General features: G+C 67.5%; 12 protein-coding genes. 4 read left to right on the top strand and 8 right to left on the bottom strand.

The annotated features are described in order from the left end of the window. Positions 1–59: 59 nt before the first annotated feature. The 3 genes from A9971_RS27220 to A9971_RS27210 are packed head-to-tail and all read right to left on the bottom strand — an operon-like array spanning position 60 to position 3,749. A complete protein-coding gene (locus tag A9971_RS27220; protein ID WP_053158558.1) occupies positions 60–1,124 on the bottom strand; it encodes an ABC transporter ATP-binding protein in 1,065 nt (354 codons plus the stop codon). Continuing rightward, entirely contained in the window at positions 1,121–2,731 is a 1,611-nt protein-coding gene (locus tag A9971_RS27215; RefSeq protein ID WP_183000204.1) for an iron ABC transporter permease, read from the bottom strand. The genes A9971_RS27220 and A9971_RS27215 overlap by 4 nt, the downstream gene beginning before the upstream one ends. Positions 2,732–2,735: 4 nt before the next feature. Next, positions 2,736–3,749, bottom strand: a complete 1,014-nt coding sequence (locus tag A9971_RS27210) for an iron ABC transporter substrate-binding protein (RefSeq protein ID WP_015635635.1) — start codon at positions 3,747–3,749, stop codon at positions 2,736–2,738. Between the two features lie 301 nt (positions 3,750–4,050). Between A9971_RS27210 and A9971_RS27205 the strand changes: the two genes are divergently transcribed. Further along, a complete protein-coding gene (locus A9971_RS27205) occupies positions 4,051–4,506 on the top strand; it encodes a glucosaminidase domain-containing protein (protein WP_015635634.1) in 456 nt (151 codons plus the stop codon). Continuing rightward, on the top strand, positions 4,500–4,970 hold the full coding sequence (locus tag A9971_RS27200) for a hypothetical protein (protein ID WP_011061324.1): 471 nt from the start codon (positions 4,500–4,502) through the stop codon (positions 4,968–4,970). The genes A9971_RS27205 and A9971_RS27200 overlap by 7 nt, the downstream gene beginning before the upstream one ends. A gap of 44 nt (positions 4,971–5,014) precedes the next feature. On the opposite strand, the gene A9971_RS27195 is transcribed toward A9971_RS27200, so the two are convergent. From A9971_RS27195 to A9971_RS27180, 4 genes are all read right to left on the bottom strand, one after another. After that, positions 5,015–6,505, bottom strand: a complete 1,491-nt coding sequence (locus A9971_RS27195; RefSeq protein WP_041118221.1) for an aldehyde dehydrogenase — start codon at positions 6,503–6,505, stop codon at positions 5,015–5,017. A gap of 137 nt (positions 6,506–6,642) precedes the next feature. Further along, entirely contained in the window at positions 6,643–7,077 is a 435-nt protein-coding gene (locus A9971_RS27190; protein ID WP_041752756.1) for a hypothetical protein, read from the bottom strand. Positions 7,078–7,254: 177 nt separating this feature from the next. After that, a complete protein-coding gene (locus tag A9971_RS27185) occupies positions 7,255–8,727 on the bottom strand; it encodes a carboxylesterase (RefSeq protein ID WP_202945056.1) in 1,473 nt (490 codons plus the stop codon). Continuing rightward, positions 8,727–9,503: a metalloregulator ArsR/SmtB family transcription factor gene (locus tag A9971_RS27180; protein ID WP_103290191.1), complete on the bottom strand. Its 777-nt coding sequence runs from the start codon at positions 9,501–9,503 to the stop codon at positions 8,727–8,729. The genes A9971_RS27185 and A9971_RS27180 overlap by 1 nt, the downstream gene beginning before the upstream one ends. A 108-nt stretch (positions 9,504–9,611) precedes the next feature. On the opposite strand from A9971_RS27180, the gene A9971_RS27175 reads away from it, so the two are divergent. Both A9971_RS27175 and A9971_RS27170 read left to right on the top strand, forming a co-directional pair. Then, a complete protein-coding gene (locus A9971_RS27175) occupies positions 9,612–11,027 on the top strand; it encodes an MFS transporter (RefSeq protein ID WP_011061319.1) in 1,416 nt (471 codons plus the stop codon). 48 nt (positions 11,028–11,075) lie between these two features. Further along, positions 11,076–12,392, top strand: coding sequence for a DUF6687 family protein (locus tag A9971_RS27170; protein WP_183000203.1), 1,317 nt, complete (start codon positions 11,076–11,078; stop codon positions 12,390–12,392). A 33-nt stretch (positions 12,393–12,425) separates the two neighbouring features. Here the strand turns inward: A9971_RS27170 and A9971_RS27165 are convergent, their stop codons facing one another. After that, the gene (locus A9971_RS27165; RefSeq protein ID WP_183000202.1) at positions 12,426–15,698 is read right to left on the bottom strand and encodes a carboxyl transferase domain-containing protein; all 3,273 of its coding nucleotides are present in this window, start codon (positions 15,696–15,698) and stop codon (positions 12,426–12,428) included. Between the last annotated feature and the right edge of the window lie 2 nt (positions 15,699–15,700).

Below are 15,700 nucleotides of genomic sequence, written 5' to 3'. Positions count from 1 at the left end.
TGGCTGAAGTATCGGAGCGATTGCCGCGCGTGACCATGATCAAGGGCAGCATCCTTCACTCAAGCACCGGGGGCCGCCCCCAGCACATGGGCATGCCCCAGGGTGCGGATGCGCACCCGGCTGCCGACCGGTAGCGCATGCAGGCCGGAACTGCGGACCGGCACCAGTTGTTCATGGCCCCCGGCACCGGCCACGCCGATGCTCAGGGTGCAGGTGTTGCCGGCAAAGTCGCAGTCCCTGACCACTCCCGGGCAACTGCCGGCGCCATCGCCGTCGTCCGCCAGCACCTGCAGTTGCTCGGGGCGCAGCATGATCCGCGCCGGGCCCTTGAGCGAGCGCTCGCGGATCGGCACCTGCCCCAGGTCACATTGGGCCAGCCCCTGGTCCAGCTGCGCCGGCAGCAGCACCGCCTCGCCGAGAAACAGCGCAGTCTGGGCATCCCGCGGGTGCTGGTACAGCTCCAGCGGCGCACCGGCCTGCACCAGCCGGCCCTGGCGCATCACCGCCAACTGGTCGGCAAAGGACAAGGCCTCGGCCTGGTCATGGGTGACCAGAATGGTGGTCACCCCGGCCTCAGCCAGGAGCCGTGCCACGGCCTTGCGCATCGAGGCCCGCAGGCCGGTATCGAGGGCGGAAAAGGGTTCGTCCAGGAGCATCAGCCGCGGGCGCTGCGCCAGGGCCCGGGCCAGGGCAACCCGCTGCTGCTGGCCGCCGGAAAGCTCGTGGGGCCAACGGGCGGCCAGGCTGCTATCCAGAGCCACCATGTCCAGCAGCTCGGCAATGCGCTGCTGCCTCTGCGGATTCTTGCCCGTCAGGCCGAAGCCGATATTAGCCGCCACGTTGAGGTGCGGAAACAGCGCGCCATCCTGGGGTACATAGCCGATCAGGCGCTGATGGGCCGGCACCGCGCCCTGAGCGTCCGCCAGCACCTGGCCATTGAGGCTGATGCGCCCGCGATCGGGAAACTCGAAGCCGGCGATCATTCGCAGCAAGGTGGTCTTGCCCGAGCCCGAAGGGCCGACGATAGCCGTGCGGCTGCCGGCGGGCATGCTGAGGCTGATGTCCTGCACCGCCGGCACGCCGCCGAAGGATTTGTGCACTGCGTGGAGTTCGAGAGCGTTCATCGGCCCGCCGTACGTCTGGATTGATGGTAGAGGAGGCCGGTCAACGGCAGGGACAGCAGGATCATGATCAGGGCATAGGGCGCCGCGGCGACGTAGTCGATCTCGCTGGTCCTGGCCCAGAAGCCGGTGGCCAGGGTGCGGGTGCCGTTGGGCGCCAGCAGCAGGGTCGCGGTCAGTTCATTGCTGATGGCCAGGAATACCAGCGCCGCGCCGGCTGCCGCTCCCGGTGCCGCCAGGCGCAGGGTGACCCGCCACAGCGCCTGGAGCGGCGAGCGGCCCAGGCTGCGGGCGATGTTTTCCAGCTCCACCGGTGCCTGGGCGATACCCGCCCGCAGGCTGACCAGGGCCCGGGGCAGGAACATCAGCAGGTAGGCCAGGAGCACGGTGAAGCTGGTCTGGTAGATCGGCCTGGCGAATTTCACCGTGACCGTCACCAGGGCCAGGGCCACCACGATGCCGGGCAGGGAACTGGTGAGGTAGTTGCAGCTTTCCAGTAGCCGCAGCAGGCGCCCCGGGGCACGGATCGACAGCCAGGCCACGGGGATCGCCGCACAGGTGGTCAACAGCGCCCCCAGGCTGGCCAGCATCAGGGTCTGGCGCAGGCTGGGCAGCAGCTCCGGCACCTGCCAGACCTCAAGGCCGCCGGCCAGCAGCCAGTTGCCCAGGGTCAGCAGGGGCACGCCCAGGGCCAGAGCACTGGTCAGCGCCGCCAGCAACAGCCCGGCGGCCCGGGCCACGCGGCGCAAGGCCTGGATGCGCTGGGGCCGCGGGCTGCCCGAGCCGACCCGGGCATAGCGCGCCTGGCCACGGCTGGCGGACTCCACCCCCAGCAGCACCAGGCAGCACAGCACCAGGATGCCCGCCAGCATGTTCGCCGCCGGGCCGTTGTAGGTGGATTGGAACTGGTCGTAGATGGCGGTGGTGAAGGTGTCGAAGCGGATCATTGCGTACAGGCCGTACTCGGCCAGCAAATGCAGGCCCACTAGCAAGGCACCGCCGCCCACGGCCAGGCGCAACTGTGGCAGTACCACCCGCAGGAACAGGGCCCAGGGTTCGAGCCCCAGGGCCTCGGCCACGTCTTCCAGGGCCGGATCCAGCCGGCGCAGGGTGGCCGCCGCCGGCAGGTAGACAAAGGGGAAGTAAGCAATCACCGACACCAGCACCGCCGCCGGCAAGCCGTGCAGCGCGGGCGCCAGGCTGACCCAGGCATAGCTGTGGACGAACGCCGGCACGGCCAGGGGCGCCACGGCCAGCAGCGACCAGATGCGCCGCCCGGGCAGGTCGCTGCGTTCGGTCAGCCAGGCCAGCGCAATCCCCAGCAGCACGCACAGCGGCAGGGTCAGCACCAGCAGCAACAGGGTATTGCCCAGCAGCTGCGCGACTCGCGGGCGCAGCACCAGCTCGGCGATGGTCGCCCAACCGGTCTGGATCGAGATGCCGACGACAAATCCCAGGGGCAGCAGCGCCCCCAGCGACACCAGCAGCGCCGCGCCCAACAGCCAGGGGGCGGCCCGCCGTCCCGGCCCGTGGCGGCGAAAGCCAGTGTGGGTCGCGGCAGCGACCCGGGTCGTATCCCCGGCGGGCAAGCGTGAGAGGTCGTCGGCCATGGGTTTACAGGAGGCCGGCCTGGGTCATCAGGTCCACGGCTTTCTTGCTGTTGAGCCTGGCGGCGTCAACCTTGGGCGCGTCCAGCTCGGCCAGGGGAACCAGCTTGGGATTGGACTGCGCGCCCAGGCCGACCGCGTATTCGAACGACTTGCCGCTGCCGAGCACTGCCTGGCCCTTGGCGCTGGTGATCCACTTGAGGAAAGCCTGGGCCTGCTCCTGGTGCTTGCTGGAAGCCAGAACCGCACCGCCGGAAAGGCTGACAAACGCCCCTGGATCCTGGTGCTTGAAGTAGTGCAGGGCGGTGTTCTTGCTGTTTTCCCCCGTCTTGGCCTGGTCGACGAAGCTGTAGTAGTGATAGATCACACCACTGTCCACCTGACCGGCGTTGACCGCCTTGAGCACCGCGCTGTTGCCCCGGTAGAGGCTGGCATTGCTCTTCATCCCCTTGAGCCATTCCAGGGTGGCGGCTTCGCCCTTGAGTTCCAGCACCGCGCTGACAATGGCCTGGAAGTCGGCTCCGGCAGGGGACGCGGCCCAGCGGCCTTTCCAGGCTGGGTTCGCCAGGTCGAGCAGGGACTTGGGCAGGTCGGCCTGCTGCAGCTTGGCGGGGTTGTAGACGAACACCGTGGAGCGCGCGGCGATGCCCACCCAGTTGCCATGGGTTGGACGATAGGCAGCGGCCACTTGCTCCAGGGTGGTCGGAGCCACTTTGGCGAATAGCCCGGCGTTGTCCACCAGGGCCATGGCCGGTGAGTTCTCGGTGAGGAACACGTCCGCCGGCGAAGCCTGGCCTTCCTGCACCAGCTGGTTGCCCATTTCGCTGTCATCACCGTTACGCAGGGTGACCTTGATCCCGGTGTCCCGGGTGAAGCCTTCGACCCAGGCCTTGGTCAGGCCTTCGTGCTGGGCGTTGTACACCAGCAGGCCGTCGGCATCGGCCGCATAGGCATGGCCGGCAGTCAGCAAGGCACCGACCAGCAGGCCGGCTTTCAAGCGTGAGGGGATACGTGGGGTCATGGAGAAGGCAGCTCCTGCGGTGGTTTTTGGATGCATCAAGCCGGAAGAATCGAGCCGTCGGGCAGCCCGAACAATAGGAATCATTTGCAAATGAAAACTGCGCGCAATGTAGAGCGGCAAACAAGAAAAAATCGTCAAATTTATGGTGAATTCCCGTGATGCCCGGAGGTTCTCGCGGTAGCCGGTCACGCGTCTGCCTTGAGGCTGTGACGCACTCGACAGCGTGGGCCCCGGGTTGCTTTATAATCACGCGGCGAAAACCGCAGTAAATGGAATTGACCGGTCAACCGAGGGAACAAACGTGAGCGCCAGACTCTGCAACAACATCAGTGCCGTGACCTTTGTCAGCAAGTACAAGGCGGTGTGCCAGCCGATTGCCGACCAGCTGGACCTGCCGGTGGAAAACCTGCTGGGCCTGGCCGCCCAGGAAAGCCAGTACGGCACCGGGCGCATTGCCCGGGAACTGAACAACTACTTTTCCATGCACGCACCGGCCCCCCTGCAGATCGGCGCCGAGGCGCCCCTGGGCAACGCCAGCATCAAGGTGGCCAAGTTCGACTCCTTCCAGAAGTCCGCCCAGTCCTTTGCTTCGAGCTTTGGCACGGCAGTACGTGGCCAGCGTGACCCCATGGCATTCGCCCAGGCGCTGGTACGCAGCGGCTACAACACCGGCAACGCCAAGACCGGCGGCCGGGATGGCTTCGCCCGCTACCTGGCGGACATCATCATCGCGGTCAGAGGGCGCATGGCGTGCTGAAACTAAAGAGCCCTTCCTGGGTGCTTGGCCTGTCCCTGGCCTGCACCACACTGGTGGCCTGCGCCACCGATAGCCTGCAGCCGGCGCGGATCAAGGACAGCGGCCTGACCCGCGAACAGGCGGAGCAGGTCCTGCGGGTGGCCCTCAAGCACCAGGACTATCAGTTGCAGCGCCCCGGGGTGTTCATCGACGGCGACCTGCAGGACGAAAACGGCAAGCCGCCCCATCCCGGGTACTACGACTTCAGCCTCGGCTACAACGATCCCAAGGCCGGGGCCACCGAGTACTGGGGCCTGTTCTCGGTCAGCCTGAACACGGGCGATACCTGGGAAATCAACAGCTGCAAGCGCCTTGATGGCGCCGAGCTGCGAGCCTTGCAGCGGCGGGTGATGGCCCGCACCGGCAAGAGCCTGGCGGATGAAAAAAGCCAGCGCGAGGGCCTGGGCTGCGAAGACCAACAATAAGCCTAGGAGCACCGTCGCCGCGTGCTCTTCCAACCTTTGGCTCATCACTCGGGCAGCCCTGCGGCAAAGGCTTGCACCGGCGCCTGCTGCGTGGCCGGGGCCGCTGCAGCACCGAGCAATAGGCGCTTGGGCCGCCGGAAAGCATCCAGGGCCCTGGGAGACAGGTCGCCGGCCAATTGCGACAGGGTCCAGTGGTGCTCGCTGTCGGGGTGGTTCGGCACGGGCGGCGGGTTGATCCGCACCCGGGCGCTCAGTAAGCGTTGGGCCAGCTGCACCGCGTGCGCCGGATCTTTACTGAACAGGGTCACCTCAAAGCTTGCCGGGCAATCGTTGGCCAGTTGCGCGGCTGCGCCAAGGTCACTCACCCGTCGGATGACCGCCACCGGGCCCAGGCACTCTTCCTGGGTGATGACCATGTCGTCGTCGATCTCGGTGAGGATCACCGGCGGTTGCAGGCTGCCGGGCAGCGGGTTTTCGAGTGCCTGTTCTCCGGCCAGCAGTGCGGCGCCCTTGGCCAGGGCGTCACGCACCAGCCGCCGGACTTTGTGCCGTGCGGCCTGGCTGATCAGCGGCCGCACAGCGCTGCTGGAGTCGTGGCCCGGGTGGCGGGTGTGCTCGATGAAGTGCCGGACGAACTGGTCATGAACCTGCGCCTCGACGAAAAAATGCTGGATCGACAGGCAACTCTGGCCACCGCGGCTGAAGGCGGCGCGAGCTCCGTAGGCGGCGGCGAGCGCGACGTCGGCGTCCTGGGCAACGATCATCGCGCCGCGGCCGGTGCTCTCGATCGCACAGGGCTTGAGCAGTTCGGCGCAGGTCACCGCCACCGCGCTGGCAGCGCCGACACTGCCGGTGAAGGCTACGGCATGGGTGCCGCTGGACTGCAGCAGCCATTGCCCGGTGGCGGCGTCCCCGGGAATGCACGAGACCAGCCCCGCCGGCAGGCCAGCGAAGTGCTGCATGAAGGCCAGGGTGGACAGGCTGGCGTTCTGCGCCGGCTTGACCAGGCAACTGTTACCGGCCGCCAGGGCCGCGGCCAACGTGCGCCCCAGCAGGGCAATGCCCAGGGTGAACGGCAGGATATGCACGCTGACGCCATAGGGCTCGTACCGTAGCCGGCACTGCGCTGCACCGCTCGGGCTCGGGGCCGGGACATCGCTGTCGGCCAGTGCCCCGTAATAGCGGAACACGGCTGCGCAGTGATCCAGCTCGGCCCGGGCTTCGGCCACGCAAAGCGCCAGTTCCCGAGTCATCTGCCGGATGATCTGCCGGTTCAGTTCGCTGTCGGCGGCCATGCTGTCCGCCAGTTGCAGCAACAGCGCCTGACGCTGATCCGTATCCAGCAGGCGCCACAGGGTGTGGGCAACGTTGGCCGCCGCCACCGCGGTGTGCACATCGTCCTTGGTACAACTGGGGTTGAGCCCGATGGGCTCGCGGGTGTCCGGGTTGAACACCTGGTGCGGGGCATCGCCGGAAGCCGGCAGGTACAGCGGGTTGATATAGAACTGCGGGTTCCAGGGTTGAAAACCGTGCATTGGAAGATCCCTTTCCAAGTGTGCCGGGACTGGCAACGATGGCAACGCCGGGCCACCGCGGCGCGGTGGTCATTCAGCGGGGAGTCTAGGAAGGGGAGTGCAGAGGCGTCTTGTACGATTGTGCGAGGGCCGGGTGCTCAGAGGCGGTAGCCGACGTTGACCATCACCGCCGCGGCCCCCAGCACCACCAGCTCTGCGCCCACCGGGCCGTAATGGGTGCCGATGGCCGGGATCAGCACCGGCGCCACGCCAAAGTGGTTCAGCGGGATCTTGTCCTTGTAGTCGCCCTTGTAGCCCTGGATCAGGCCGCCACTGAGCTTGGCGTAAACCGGCCAGTCGGCATTTTCCCAGGCCTTGCCGACATAGGCGTAGTAGGAACGCTGGGAGAAGGAGTTGCGAAAGGTGCTCACGCCCCACAGTTCACCGTCGGCGTAGTTGCGCTCCAGGCCGATCAGGTCCTGGTGGTTGTTGTGGTCGGGGTCGTTGCTCCAGTGGTTGGTGTACACGCTGGTCTGTACGTACCAGAAGTCCTGTTGCTGGTCGGCCTGGGCACTGGCGGCCGCGCCCAGCATCAGCAGGGCCACAGCGGCGGCTTTCAGGGTGCGGTGCTTGGGCGTTGGCAGGCCCAGGGCCGGAAATTGAAGCATGTAGATCATGGGCTTTCCCTGCCATGGCGGCAGTTGCGCCCCCTCGGAAATCAAGGAGGGTAGGGGGCGGCGAAACTACCACTCGGGCATTCACGGGATCAATCAATGAACTGTTGCTTTATCTATCTGCGCCTCGATGCGCTGGATCAGGTAGGGGTAGAACGGGTTCGCGCTCAGGCGCATCAGCTCATCCATGGGCACCACCAGCACACCCCGTTCGCCACGGGCGGCAATGGTGCCCAGGTGCACGCCAAAATCCTCATCGGGGCTGGGCTGGGTGCCGTACAGGCCGTCATCGACGGGGAAGGGCAATGCCACATGGGACAGGGAAAACACCCCCGGCGGGTAGGCCAGGCCAAGGGGCCGCCGGCTGCTGTCCGGGCTCAGGGCGGGGGTGCTCACTTCTTCCAGTGCCGCGCTGCCCGTGCCTTCGTTGCTGAGGATGCGGGTGGTGTAGTTGCGTGGCGCGGGCGGTAGCAGGCTGGCCAGGGAGGTGACGCTGGCCGGGTCCAGCAGCCCTTCGAAATCGCGCTCGCGGTTGAGGTCGAAGATCACCAGTTCACTGCCGTTGGCCGGCAGTTGCCGGTACAGCCCACTGACCAGGGCCGGGGTGCTGACGGTGGCATCGGTCAACGACTGGAAGCTGAGGATCGGTGGCAACCGGGCCAGTCGTGGATCGCCCACCAGGGCCAGCAGCTGCTTTTGCAGGGTGTCGGTCAGCAGCCAGGACTGGCGCGCGGCATTGGCTGGAAACGAGTTGTACTTGAACGGGTTGTATTCGGGCCGCAGGTTGAGCCACGCCGCCTTGCTGAAGGCCGGGAACACCGCAGGCAAGGCGGCCAGCCCGGCAAAACGGGCGGACGAGGCGACGCCGATCATCGGGGAAATCAGTACCAGGCGCTGGGCCTGGGGCAACTGCGGGTCGCTCAAGGCATCCAGGGTGTACTTGACTGCCAGTGCGGCGCCGTTGGAGTAGCCCACCAGGTGCAGCGGAGCCGGCGCCGGCACTTCGGCCCGGGCGGTACGCAGGGCCAGGCGGGTGGCGGCCAGCCAGTCCTGCCACTGGGCATCGGTCAGCCCCGCCGGCACCGTGCCATGGCCGGGCAGGCGCAAGCCGATGGCCAGGTAGCCGTGCTCGACGTAGCGCTGGGCGACATGCCGCAGGCTGTAGGGCGAATCGGTCAGGCCGTGCAGCAGCACCACCACGCCCCGGGGCGTACCCGCCGGGCGCAACAGGTAGGAACGGTTCCAGTTCGTGGCAAAGCGTGGCGGGTAGGCCCGGCTGTCCTGGCGGTAGCGGTTGAAGGGCGGTACCTGCCCGGGGTCCAGCCGCTCGCTGACCTGCTGCCGGACCTCGGTGAATACCCGGTCCTCGGCCTGCAGCCAGGCGCCCCAGTCGGCGTGGTCCAACTGCTCCACGCTCAGTTCATGGGGCACCTTCAGGTGCCAGGGCTGCAGCGCCGGGCCGCGCTCGCTGTCATAAGCCCGCCAGGCCAGCAGGGTCAGGGTGGCGACGCCGAGGATCAGCGCGCCCTGTTTGAGCAGGCGGGACAGGACTGGCAGGGGCACGGGCATCAACTCACTGGGGTGGCACGGATGCGATAGACGCAGCGTCGATCGCCGGTAATCAGGTGTTCCACGCGCTGTACCTGGCCCAACTCGCCGATGGCGGCCTGGAACACTTGCAACTCGGAACGGCAGAAGCCCTGGCACTGCTGGGCCGCGACGCAGATCGGGCAATGGCTCTCGATCAGCAGCCAGGCATCGCCGTCGGCTTCGACACTGGCCATGTAGCCGGCCACTTCACGGATCTGCGCCAGGGCCCGGACCCGCTGCTCCAGGGTCGGCAACGGCGCGCAGACGCTGAGGTACTCGGCGCTGTTGGCCCGCTCCATATCGCTGACGATGCGCTCCACGCCGTCGGCGCCATACACCGCGCGGATCGAATCGATCAACTGCAGGGTCAGGTTGGCGTGGGTGTCGGGAAAGCGCGCCTGGGCCAGCTCGGTGAGCACCCATTTCTGTGAGGGCCGCCCGGCGCCCTGGGCCGGCATCAGTTGGCCGACGATCAGTTCGCTGTCCACCAGCTTCTGCAATTGCTGGCGCGCGGCTTCCTGGGACACCTTGAGCAGCGGCGCCAGATCGGCGGTTTTCAACGGGCCGCGGGTTTTCAGCAGAAACAGGATCCGCTCGGCGGTAGCCCCGGGGCTTTTCTTATCGGTGGAGGGGGAAATCGAAGACATCTGGGCCATTAACCAATGCACAGGTGGGGTATCAGGAGCGTCCATGACGCCGGCAACCACGCAAGCATAACAGGCTCGGGCGCAGGGGCTCGCAGCTTGTCGATCCATTGCCTGCTGCTGGGGGGAATTGCCGGAACGGCTGGAAAAAACAATTATCAAAGTATTTGCTTGTGTATTACATTCGCCCAACAGCGAACAACACACATGGAGAACGGCATGGCATCGACAAGCGGATGGTCGGCACTGTTACTGGGCAAGAACGGGCTGCGTTCTGCGGCCCTGGCTGGTGGCGTGGCCCTGCATGCAATCAACGTCTACCTGGTAACCACCCTGTTGCCCTCGGTGGTCAAGGACATTGGCGGCCTGGACTACTACGCCTGGAACACCACCTTGTTCGTGGTGGCCTCGATCATCGGCTCGGTGCTCTCCACCCGGGCCCTGGCGCTCCTGGGGCCCAAAGCCGCGTACGGCCTGGCGGGCCTGGTGTTCATGCTCGGTTGCAGCCTGTGCGCCCTGGCGGCGGACATGGGCGGGCTGATCCTCGGGCGCAGCGTCCAGGGGCTGGGGGGCGGCCTGCTGTTCGCGTTGCCCTACGCCATGATCCGCCTGGTGTTCGACGAGCCGCTGTGGCCCCGGGCGATGGCGTTGATTTCCGCCATGTGGGGCGCAGCGACCCTGATCGGCCCGGCGGTCGGCGGAATTTTCGCCGAACATGGGGCCTGGCGCGCGGCGTTCTGGGTGCTGCTGCCCTGCACCTTGCTGTTCATGCTGCTGGCTGTTGCACTGTTGCCGGGCAAGAGTCGGGAAAGCGCGCCCCGTAGCCCGATTCCCGCCCTGCAACTGCTGTTGCTGACCGCCGTGGTACTGGCCATTTCCATCGGCAGCATCACCCCATCGCCGCTGTACAACGCCCTGGGGCTGGGAGCCGGGCTGGTTCTGCTGGTGCCGGTATTCGCTCTGGAGAACCGCGACGGCGCACGCTTGTTGCCGCGCAATAGCCTGAAGGCCGGGAGTGCCTTGCTGGCGCTGTACATTTCCATGGCCCTGCTGGTGGTGGGCATGACCAGCGAGGTCTTCGTACCGTTGTTTCTGCAGGTGCTGCATCAGCAGACGCCGTTGCTGGCAGGTTATATCGCCGCACTGATGGCCGCCGGCTGGACCCTGGGGGCGATCTTCAGCTCAGGCCTTGGCCCGCGGGGCGCGGCCCGGGCGATTGCCATCGGACCGTTCCTGGTGGTGGCCGGGCTGCTCCTGGCCTGCCTGTTCATGCCTGCCACCGCCACCCCGGCCCTGAGCCTGGGGGCGGTGTGCCTGGCCATGCTGCTGGTGGGCGTCGGTATCGGCCTGGCCTGGCCGCACCTGCTGTCCCGGGTTCTGGAACAGGCCCCGCAGGATCAGAAGGAACTGGCCGGCGCCTCGATTACCACGGTGCAACTGGTGGCCACTGCCCTGGGGGCGGCGCTGGCGGGAATGATCGTCAACCTGGCAGGCCTGACCTCCACGGGCGGGACTGCTGGCGCGGCCCAGGCTGCGGCCTGGCTGTTCGGCCTGTACGCCGGGCTGTCGGCGCTGCTGTTTGTCTCGGTGCGCCAGGTACGGCGCAACGGTTCACCGCACCTGGCCCAAGCCTGAACCCTGTCGGGCGTGCGCCTGGCGTCATTGACCTGTAAGGAAACCACGATGAACAGCCTTGCCACTGATGCGCCGCAACCGGCCTTGATCCTCGATCCGGGGCTGGCCCCGCACTTGCACCACCTGCAGCTCAGGCAGTTGGGAGGAAGGGTGATCGGCATTGCCGACAACCGCTTCACTGACTTGCTCAGCGTTGTCGGCGGGCCCGGCTGCGCGGTGCGCAACGGCAACCCCTGGGACCTGCGCCGGGAGAATATCTGCCAGCTCGGCTATCGCCTGGGCGGGCAGGGCGAATTGACCCGTGCAACCGCGCCTGCGCCGGCGGCGCCCCCAGGGCCGGTGGCAACGCCGGCCCCGCCCCTGGAGCTGGATTTGCCAGCCCTGCGCCTGGGCCGGCAAAGCCGCTATGGCTTCCTGCCCCTTGGCCAGAGCACACACCGCGAGAACATCTCCCTGGATTCCATCGATACCCCGGCGACCTTGTTGACCCTGTCCCATTGGCCGGCGAACAAGACGCCTGTCGAGCACAAGGCCAATCTCTCCACCACCAGTGCCCTGGGCTTTCTCCAGCAGGGGTTGACGGTGGACCGGGCGCAGGTGATCACCAGCGATCATTTCGACCTCGACGGGCTGGCCTCGGTGTATGCCTTCCTGGCGCCGGAGCATGCCCTGGGGCACCGCCAGTTGCTGATCGACATTGCCCGCCTCGGTGATTTCTCCCGGGGCACTTCGGCCCAGGCCCTGCACTGCGCCTTTGCCCTGCATGCCCTGGCGGCCCGGGTGCGCGTCGACCCACAGGCCAGCAACGACCGGCAATTGCTGACACGCTTCGCCGCGCTGCTGCCGCAGATGGCCGATGTACTCGACAACACCCGGCGCTATGCGCCCCTGTACGCTCCGGCCATGCTCGCGCTGCAACGCAGCGAGGCGCTGCTGGCCGATCCGGGCACGGTGATCGAGGAGTACCCGGGCATTGATCTGGCGGTGTTTGTCCTGCCCGAGCAGGGCTGGGACGGTTTGGGCGAATATTGCGGCCTGTCGCCGGTGGCGGTGCACAACCGCAGCCGTTGCGGGGTGCTGGCCATGGTCCGTCAGGGGCGGGTGGAGATTCGCCAGCGCTACGAGAGCTGGGTCGAGCGCATCAGCGGCATTGCCCGGCCCCGGCGCGACCTGGCGATCTTCGCCCGGGCCCTGCAGGAAGCCGAACGCACCCCGGGGCAATGGCACTACGACGGCGTGCAGGAAATCATGCCGGCCCTGAGGTTTGTCGCCAGCCGGCCCAGCAGCCACGCCAGCAGCACCCTGCTGGCCGAGCTGCGCCAGTTCCTCGAACAAGCCCCAGTCGCCTGGGATGCCAACGCCTGAGCAGCGGCCCGCTCCTACGATGGAGGGGCAGGGCTACCAGGTATCGACAAAACCCTGCGCGCGCTCGGCCCAGGGCACCGGGCGCGGTGCGGCCTGCAGGCCACGCAGCAGCCACGCTCGGCTTTCCAGGGGGTCGATCACCGCGTCTATCTCCAGGTAGCTGGCCATGTTCAGCGCCTTGCCCCGGGCGTAGGCCTTGGCCACCAGCTTGTCGAACAGCGCCTGTTGCGACTGCGGGTCGGGCTGGGCCGCCAGTTCCTTGGAGAAGCCCAGGCGCACCGCACCTTCCAGGCCCATGGCGCCGAACTCGGCGCTGGGCCAGGCGACGGTGAACAACGGGCTGTGAAAACTGCCGGCCGCCATGGCCTGCGCGCCCAGGCCGTAGCCCTTGCGCAGCACCAGGGTGAAGAACGGCACCGTGAGGCTGGCGGCACTGACAAACATCCGTGACACATGGCGTACCGTGGCCTGCTGCTCCGACTCCGGCCCCACCATGAACCCCGGGGTGTCGCACAGGGACACCAGCGGCAGGCCGAAGGCTTCGCACAGGCGCATGAAACGTGCGGCCTTGTCCCCGGCCGCGGCGTCGATGGCGCCGCCCAGCACCGCCGGGTTGTTGGCCAGCAGGCCAAAGGCCCGGCCTTCGACGCGGATCAGCGCGGTAATCAGCCCCGGGGCGAATTGCCGGCGCAACTCCAGCACGCTGTCGCGGTCGGCCAGGGTCTCGATGACCCGGCGGATGTCGTATACCCGCAGGCGGTTTTCCGGAATCAAATGCCGCAGCTCACGCTGGTCGGCGCAGTGCCAGTCCTTGAGCGGCCCCTGGAAATAGCTCAGGTACTGTTTGGCCACCTGCACGGCCTCGGCTTCGTCGGCCACCAGCACGTCGATCACTCCGTTGGGGCCTTGTACCGACACCGGGCCCACCTGTTCCGGGGTGAAGCTGCCCAGGCCGCCGCCTTCGATCATCGCCGGGCCGGCCATGCCGATGGTGGCGTTCCGGGTGGCGATGATCAGGTTGCAGCAGCCGAGCAGGGCGGCATTGCCGGCAAAGCAGCGCCCCGAGGCGATGCCCACCGTGGGCACCCAGCCGGACAGCCGGGCCATGGCGGCGAAGGTATGGCAATCCAGGCCGGCGACCCCGACAAAGTCGCTGTCGCCGGGCCGGCCACCGCCGCCTTCGGCAAACAGCACCACCGGCAGCCGCCATTCCTGGGCCAGGCTCAGCAGGCGGTCGGTCTTCTTGTGGTTCATCACCCCCTGGGTGCCGGCGAACACCGTGTAGTCGTAGGCCAGGGCCAGGCAACGGGCGTCCTGGCCGTCGAACAGCCCGGCATTCACCGTACCTATGCCTCCCACCAGCCCATCCGCCGGGCTCAGGGCCTGCAACTCCTCGACGCTGCGCCGACGCCTTTGGGCGGCCAGGGCCATGGCGCCGTACTCCATGAAACTGCCCGGGTCCAGCAGGTGCTCGAGGTTCTCCCGGGCGGTGCGCTGGCCGTTGCGGCGACGCTTGGCCAGCGCCTCCGGACGCTGGGCATCCTCCAGCAAGGCATGGCGTTCGCGGACTTCGGCCAGGTCGGCGCGAATCAGTGCCAGGTCCAGTTGCTCTTCGCTGTGCTGGCCCTGGTCGGCAAACTCCGCCGGCTCCAGAAACAGCAGGGGCTGGCCTTCGCCCAGTGCCTCGCCAACCTGGACGGCCAAGGCCCGGACGATACCGCTGCTCTGCGCCTTGACCTCGAACTCCATCTTCATCGCTTCCAGCACCGCAACCCGCTGGCCAATCCGCAACTCATCACCCACGGCCACTTCCAGGCTCACCAGCACCCCGGTGCTCGGGGCGTTCAGCGCCGCCGTGCCCGGGGGCGCCTGGACATCGCTGCGAGTGCTCTGCGCAGTGGCGGCCTGCCGGGCAAAGAACATCGGCCGGTGTTGCCCGGCGCAATCTTGCAGCAACTGGGCCCAATGGGCTTCGACGAACCTGGTGTCCACCTGATAGTCCAGCACCGCCGGCTGGCGCAACAGGTTCAACAACAGCCCCAGGTTGCTCGGCACGCCCTCCAGGCGAAACTCGCAAAGCCCACGATAGGCCCGGCCCAGGGCCGCGGGAAAATCCGTACCCTGGGCGATCAGCTTGGCCAGCAGCGAGTCATAGCCGGGGTTCACCGGGTAACCGGCATAGCCGTAGCCGTCGACCCGCAGCCCGGGCCCGCTGGGGGCTTCATAGGCACTGAGGGTGCCGGCCACCGGCCCCATGCCGCCATCGGCCAGGGGCTGTTCCAGGTTGATCCGCGCCTGCACGGCAAAGCCTTGAGGCTCTGGTGGCCGGCTCAGGCCCAGGCTGGCCAGGGAGGCGCCCGCGCCAAGGCGCAGTTGGGTGTGCAGCAGGTCGACGCCGGTGATGGCCTCGGTCACCGTGTGCTCCACCTGGATCCTTGGGTTGGCCTCCATGAAATAGAAGCGCCCCGGGTGTTCCTGGTCGAGAAGGAATTCGAAGGTGCCAATGCCCTGGTAACGCACTCGCGCGGCCAGGGCCAGGGCGGCGTCGATCAACTGCTGGCGCAATTGCGGGGCAAGGTCCGGGCTGGGGGCGATTTCCACCAGCTTCTGGTGCCGGCGCTGCAGGCTGCAATCGCGCTCCCACAAGTGGCTGACCGCGCCGCTGCCGTCTCCCAACACCTGGATCTCGATGTGCCGCGCCCGCTGCAGCAGTTGTTCGACATACAGCGCGCCATTGCCGAAGGCCGCCTGGGCTTCGGACTGGCAACGGATGAACGCCTGCTGCAGTTGCCCGGCCTCGGTGACCGCGCGCATGCCCCGGCCACCGCCACCGGCCAGGGCCTTGAGCATCACCGCGCCATGGCGTTCGAGAAAGGCAGCGGCCTGTTCCAGGCTGACTGCTCGGTTGATGCCCTCCAGCAAGGGCACCCCACAATCTTCGGCCAGGGCACGGGCCGCGGCCTTGTCGCCAAACAGTTGCAGCACCTCGGGGCCGGGGCCGATCAGGGTCAGCCCGGCTTCCAGGCAGCCCAGGGCAAAGTCGGGGTTTTCCGCGAGAAAGCCGTAGCCCGGGTGAATCGCCTGGCAGCCCTGTTGCAGGGCCAGGGCGATCAGTTGCTGGCGGTCGAGGTAGGCCGCCACCCCGCGGCCCTTGAGGGGCAGGGCCAGATCGGCCTTGCGCGTGTGCAGGCTGGCGGCGTCGTCCTCGGCGAATACCGCGACGCTGCGAACGCCCAGGTCGGCGCAGGCCCGGGCGATACGGATGGCGATCTCGCCGCGATTGGCGATCAACAGACTCTGGAACATGG

Source organism: Pseudomonas sp. UME65, assembly GCF_014170225.1.
Classification (GTDB): domain Bacteria; phylum Pseudomonadota; class Gammaproteobacteria; order Pseudomonadales; family Pseudomonadaceae; genus Aquipseudomonas; species Aquipseudomonas protegens.
The sequence above is the reverse complement of the archived record's forward strand: the minus strand, read 5'-3'. Positions and strand labels throughout refer to the sequence as shown.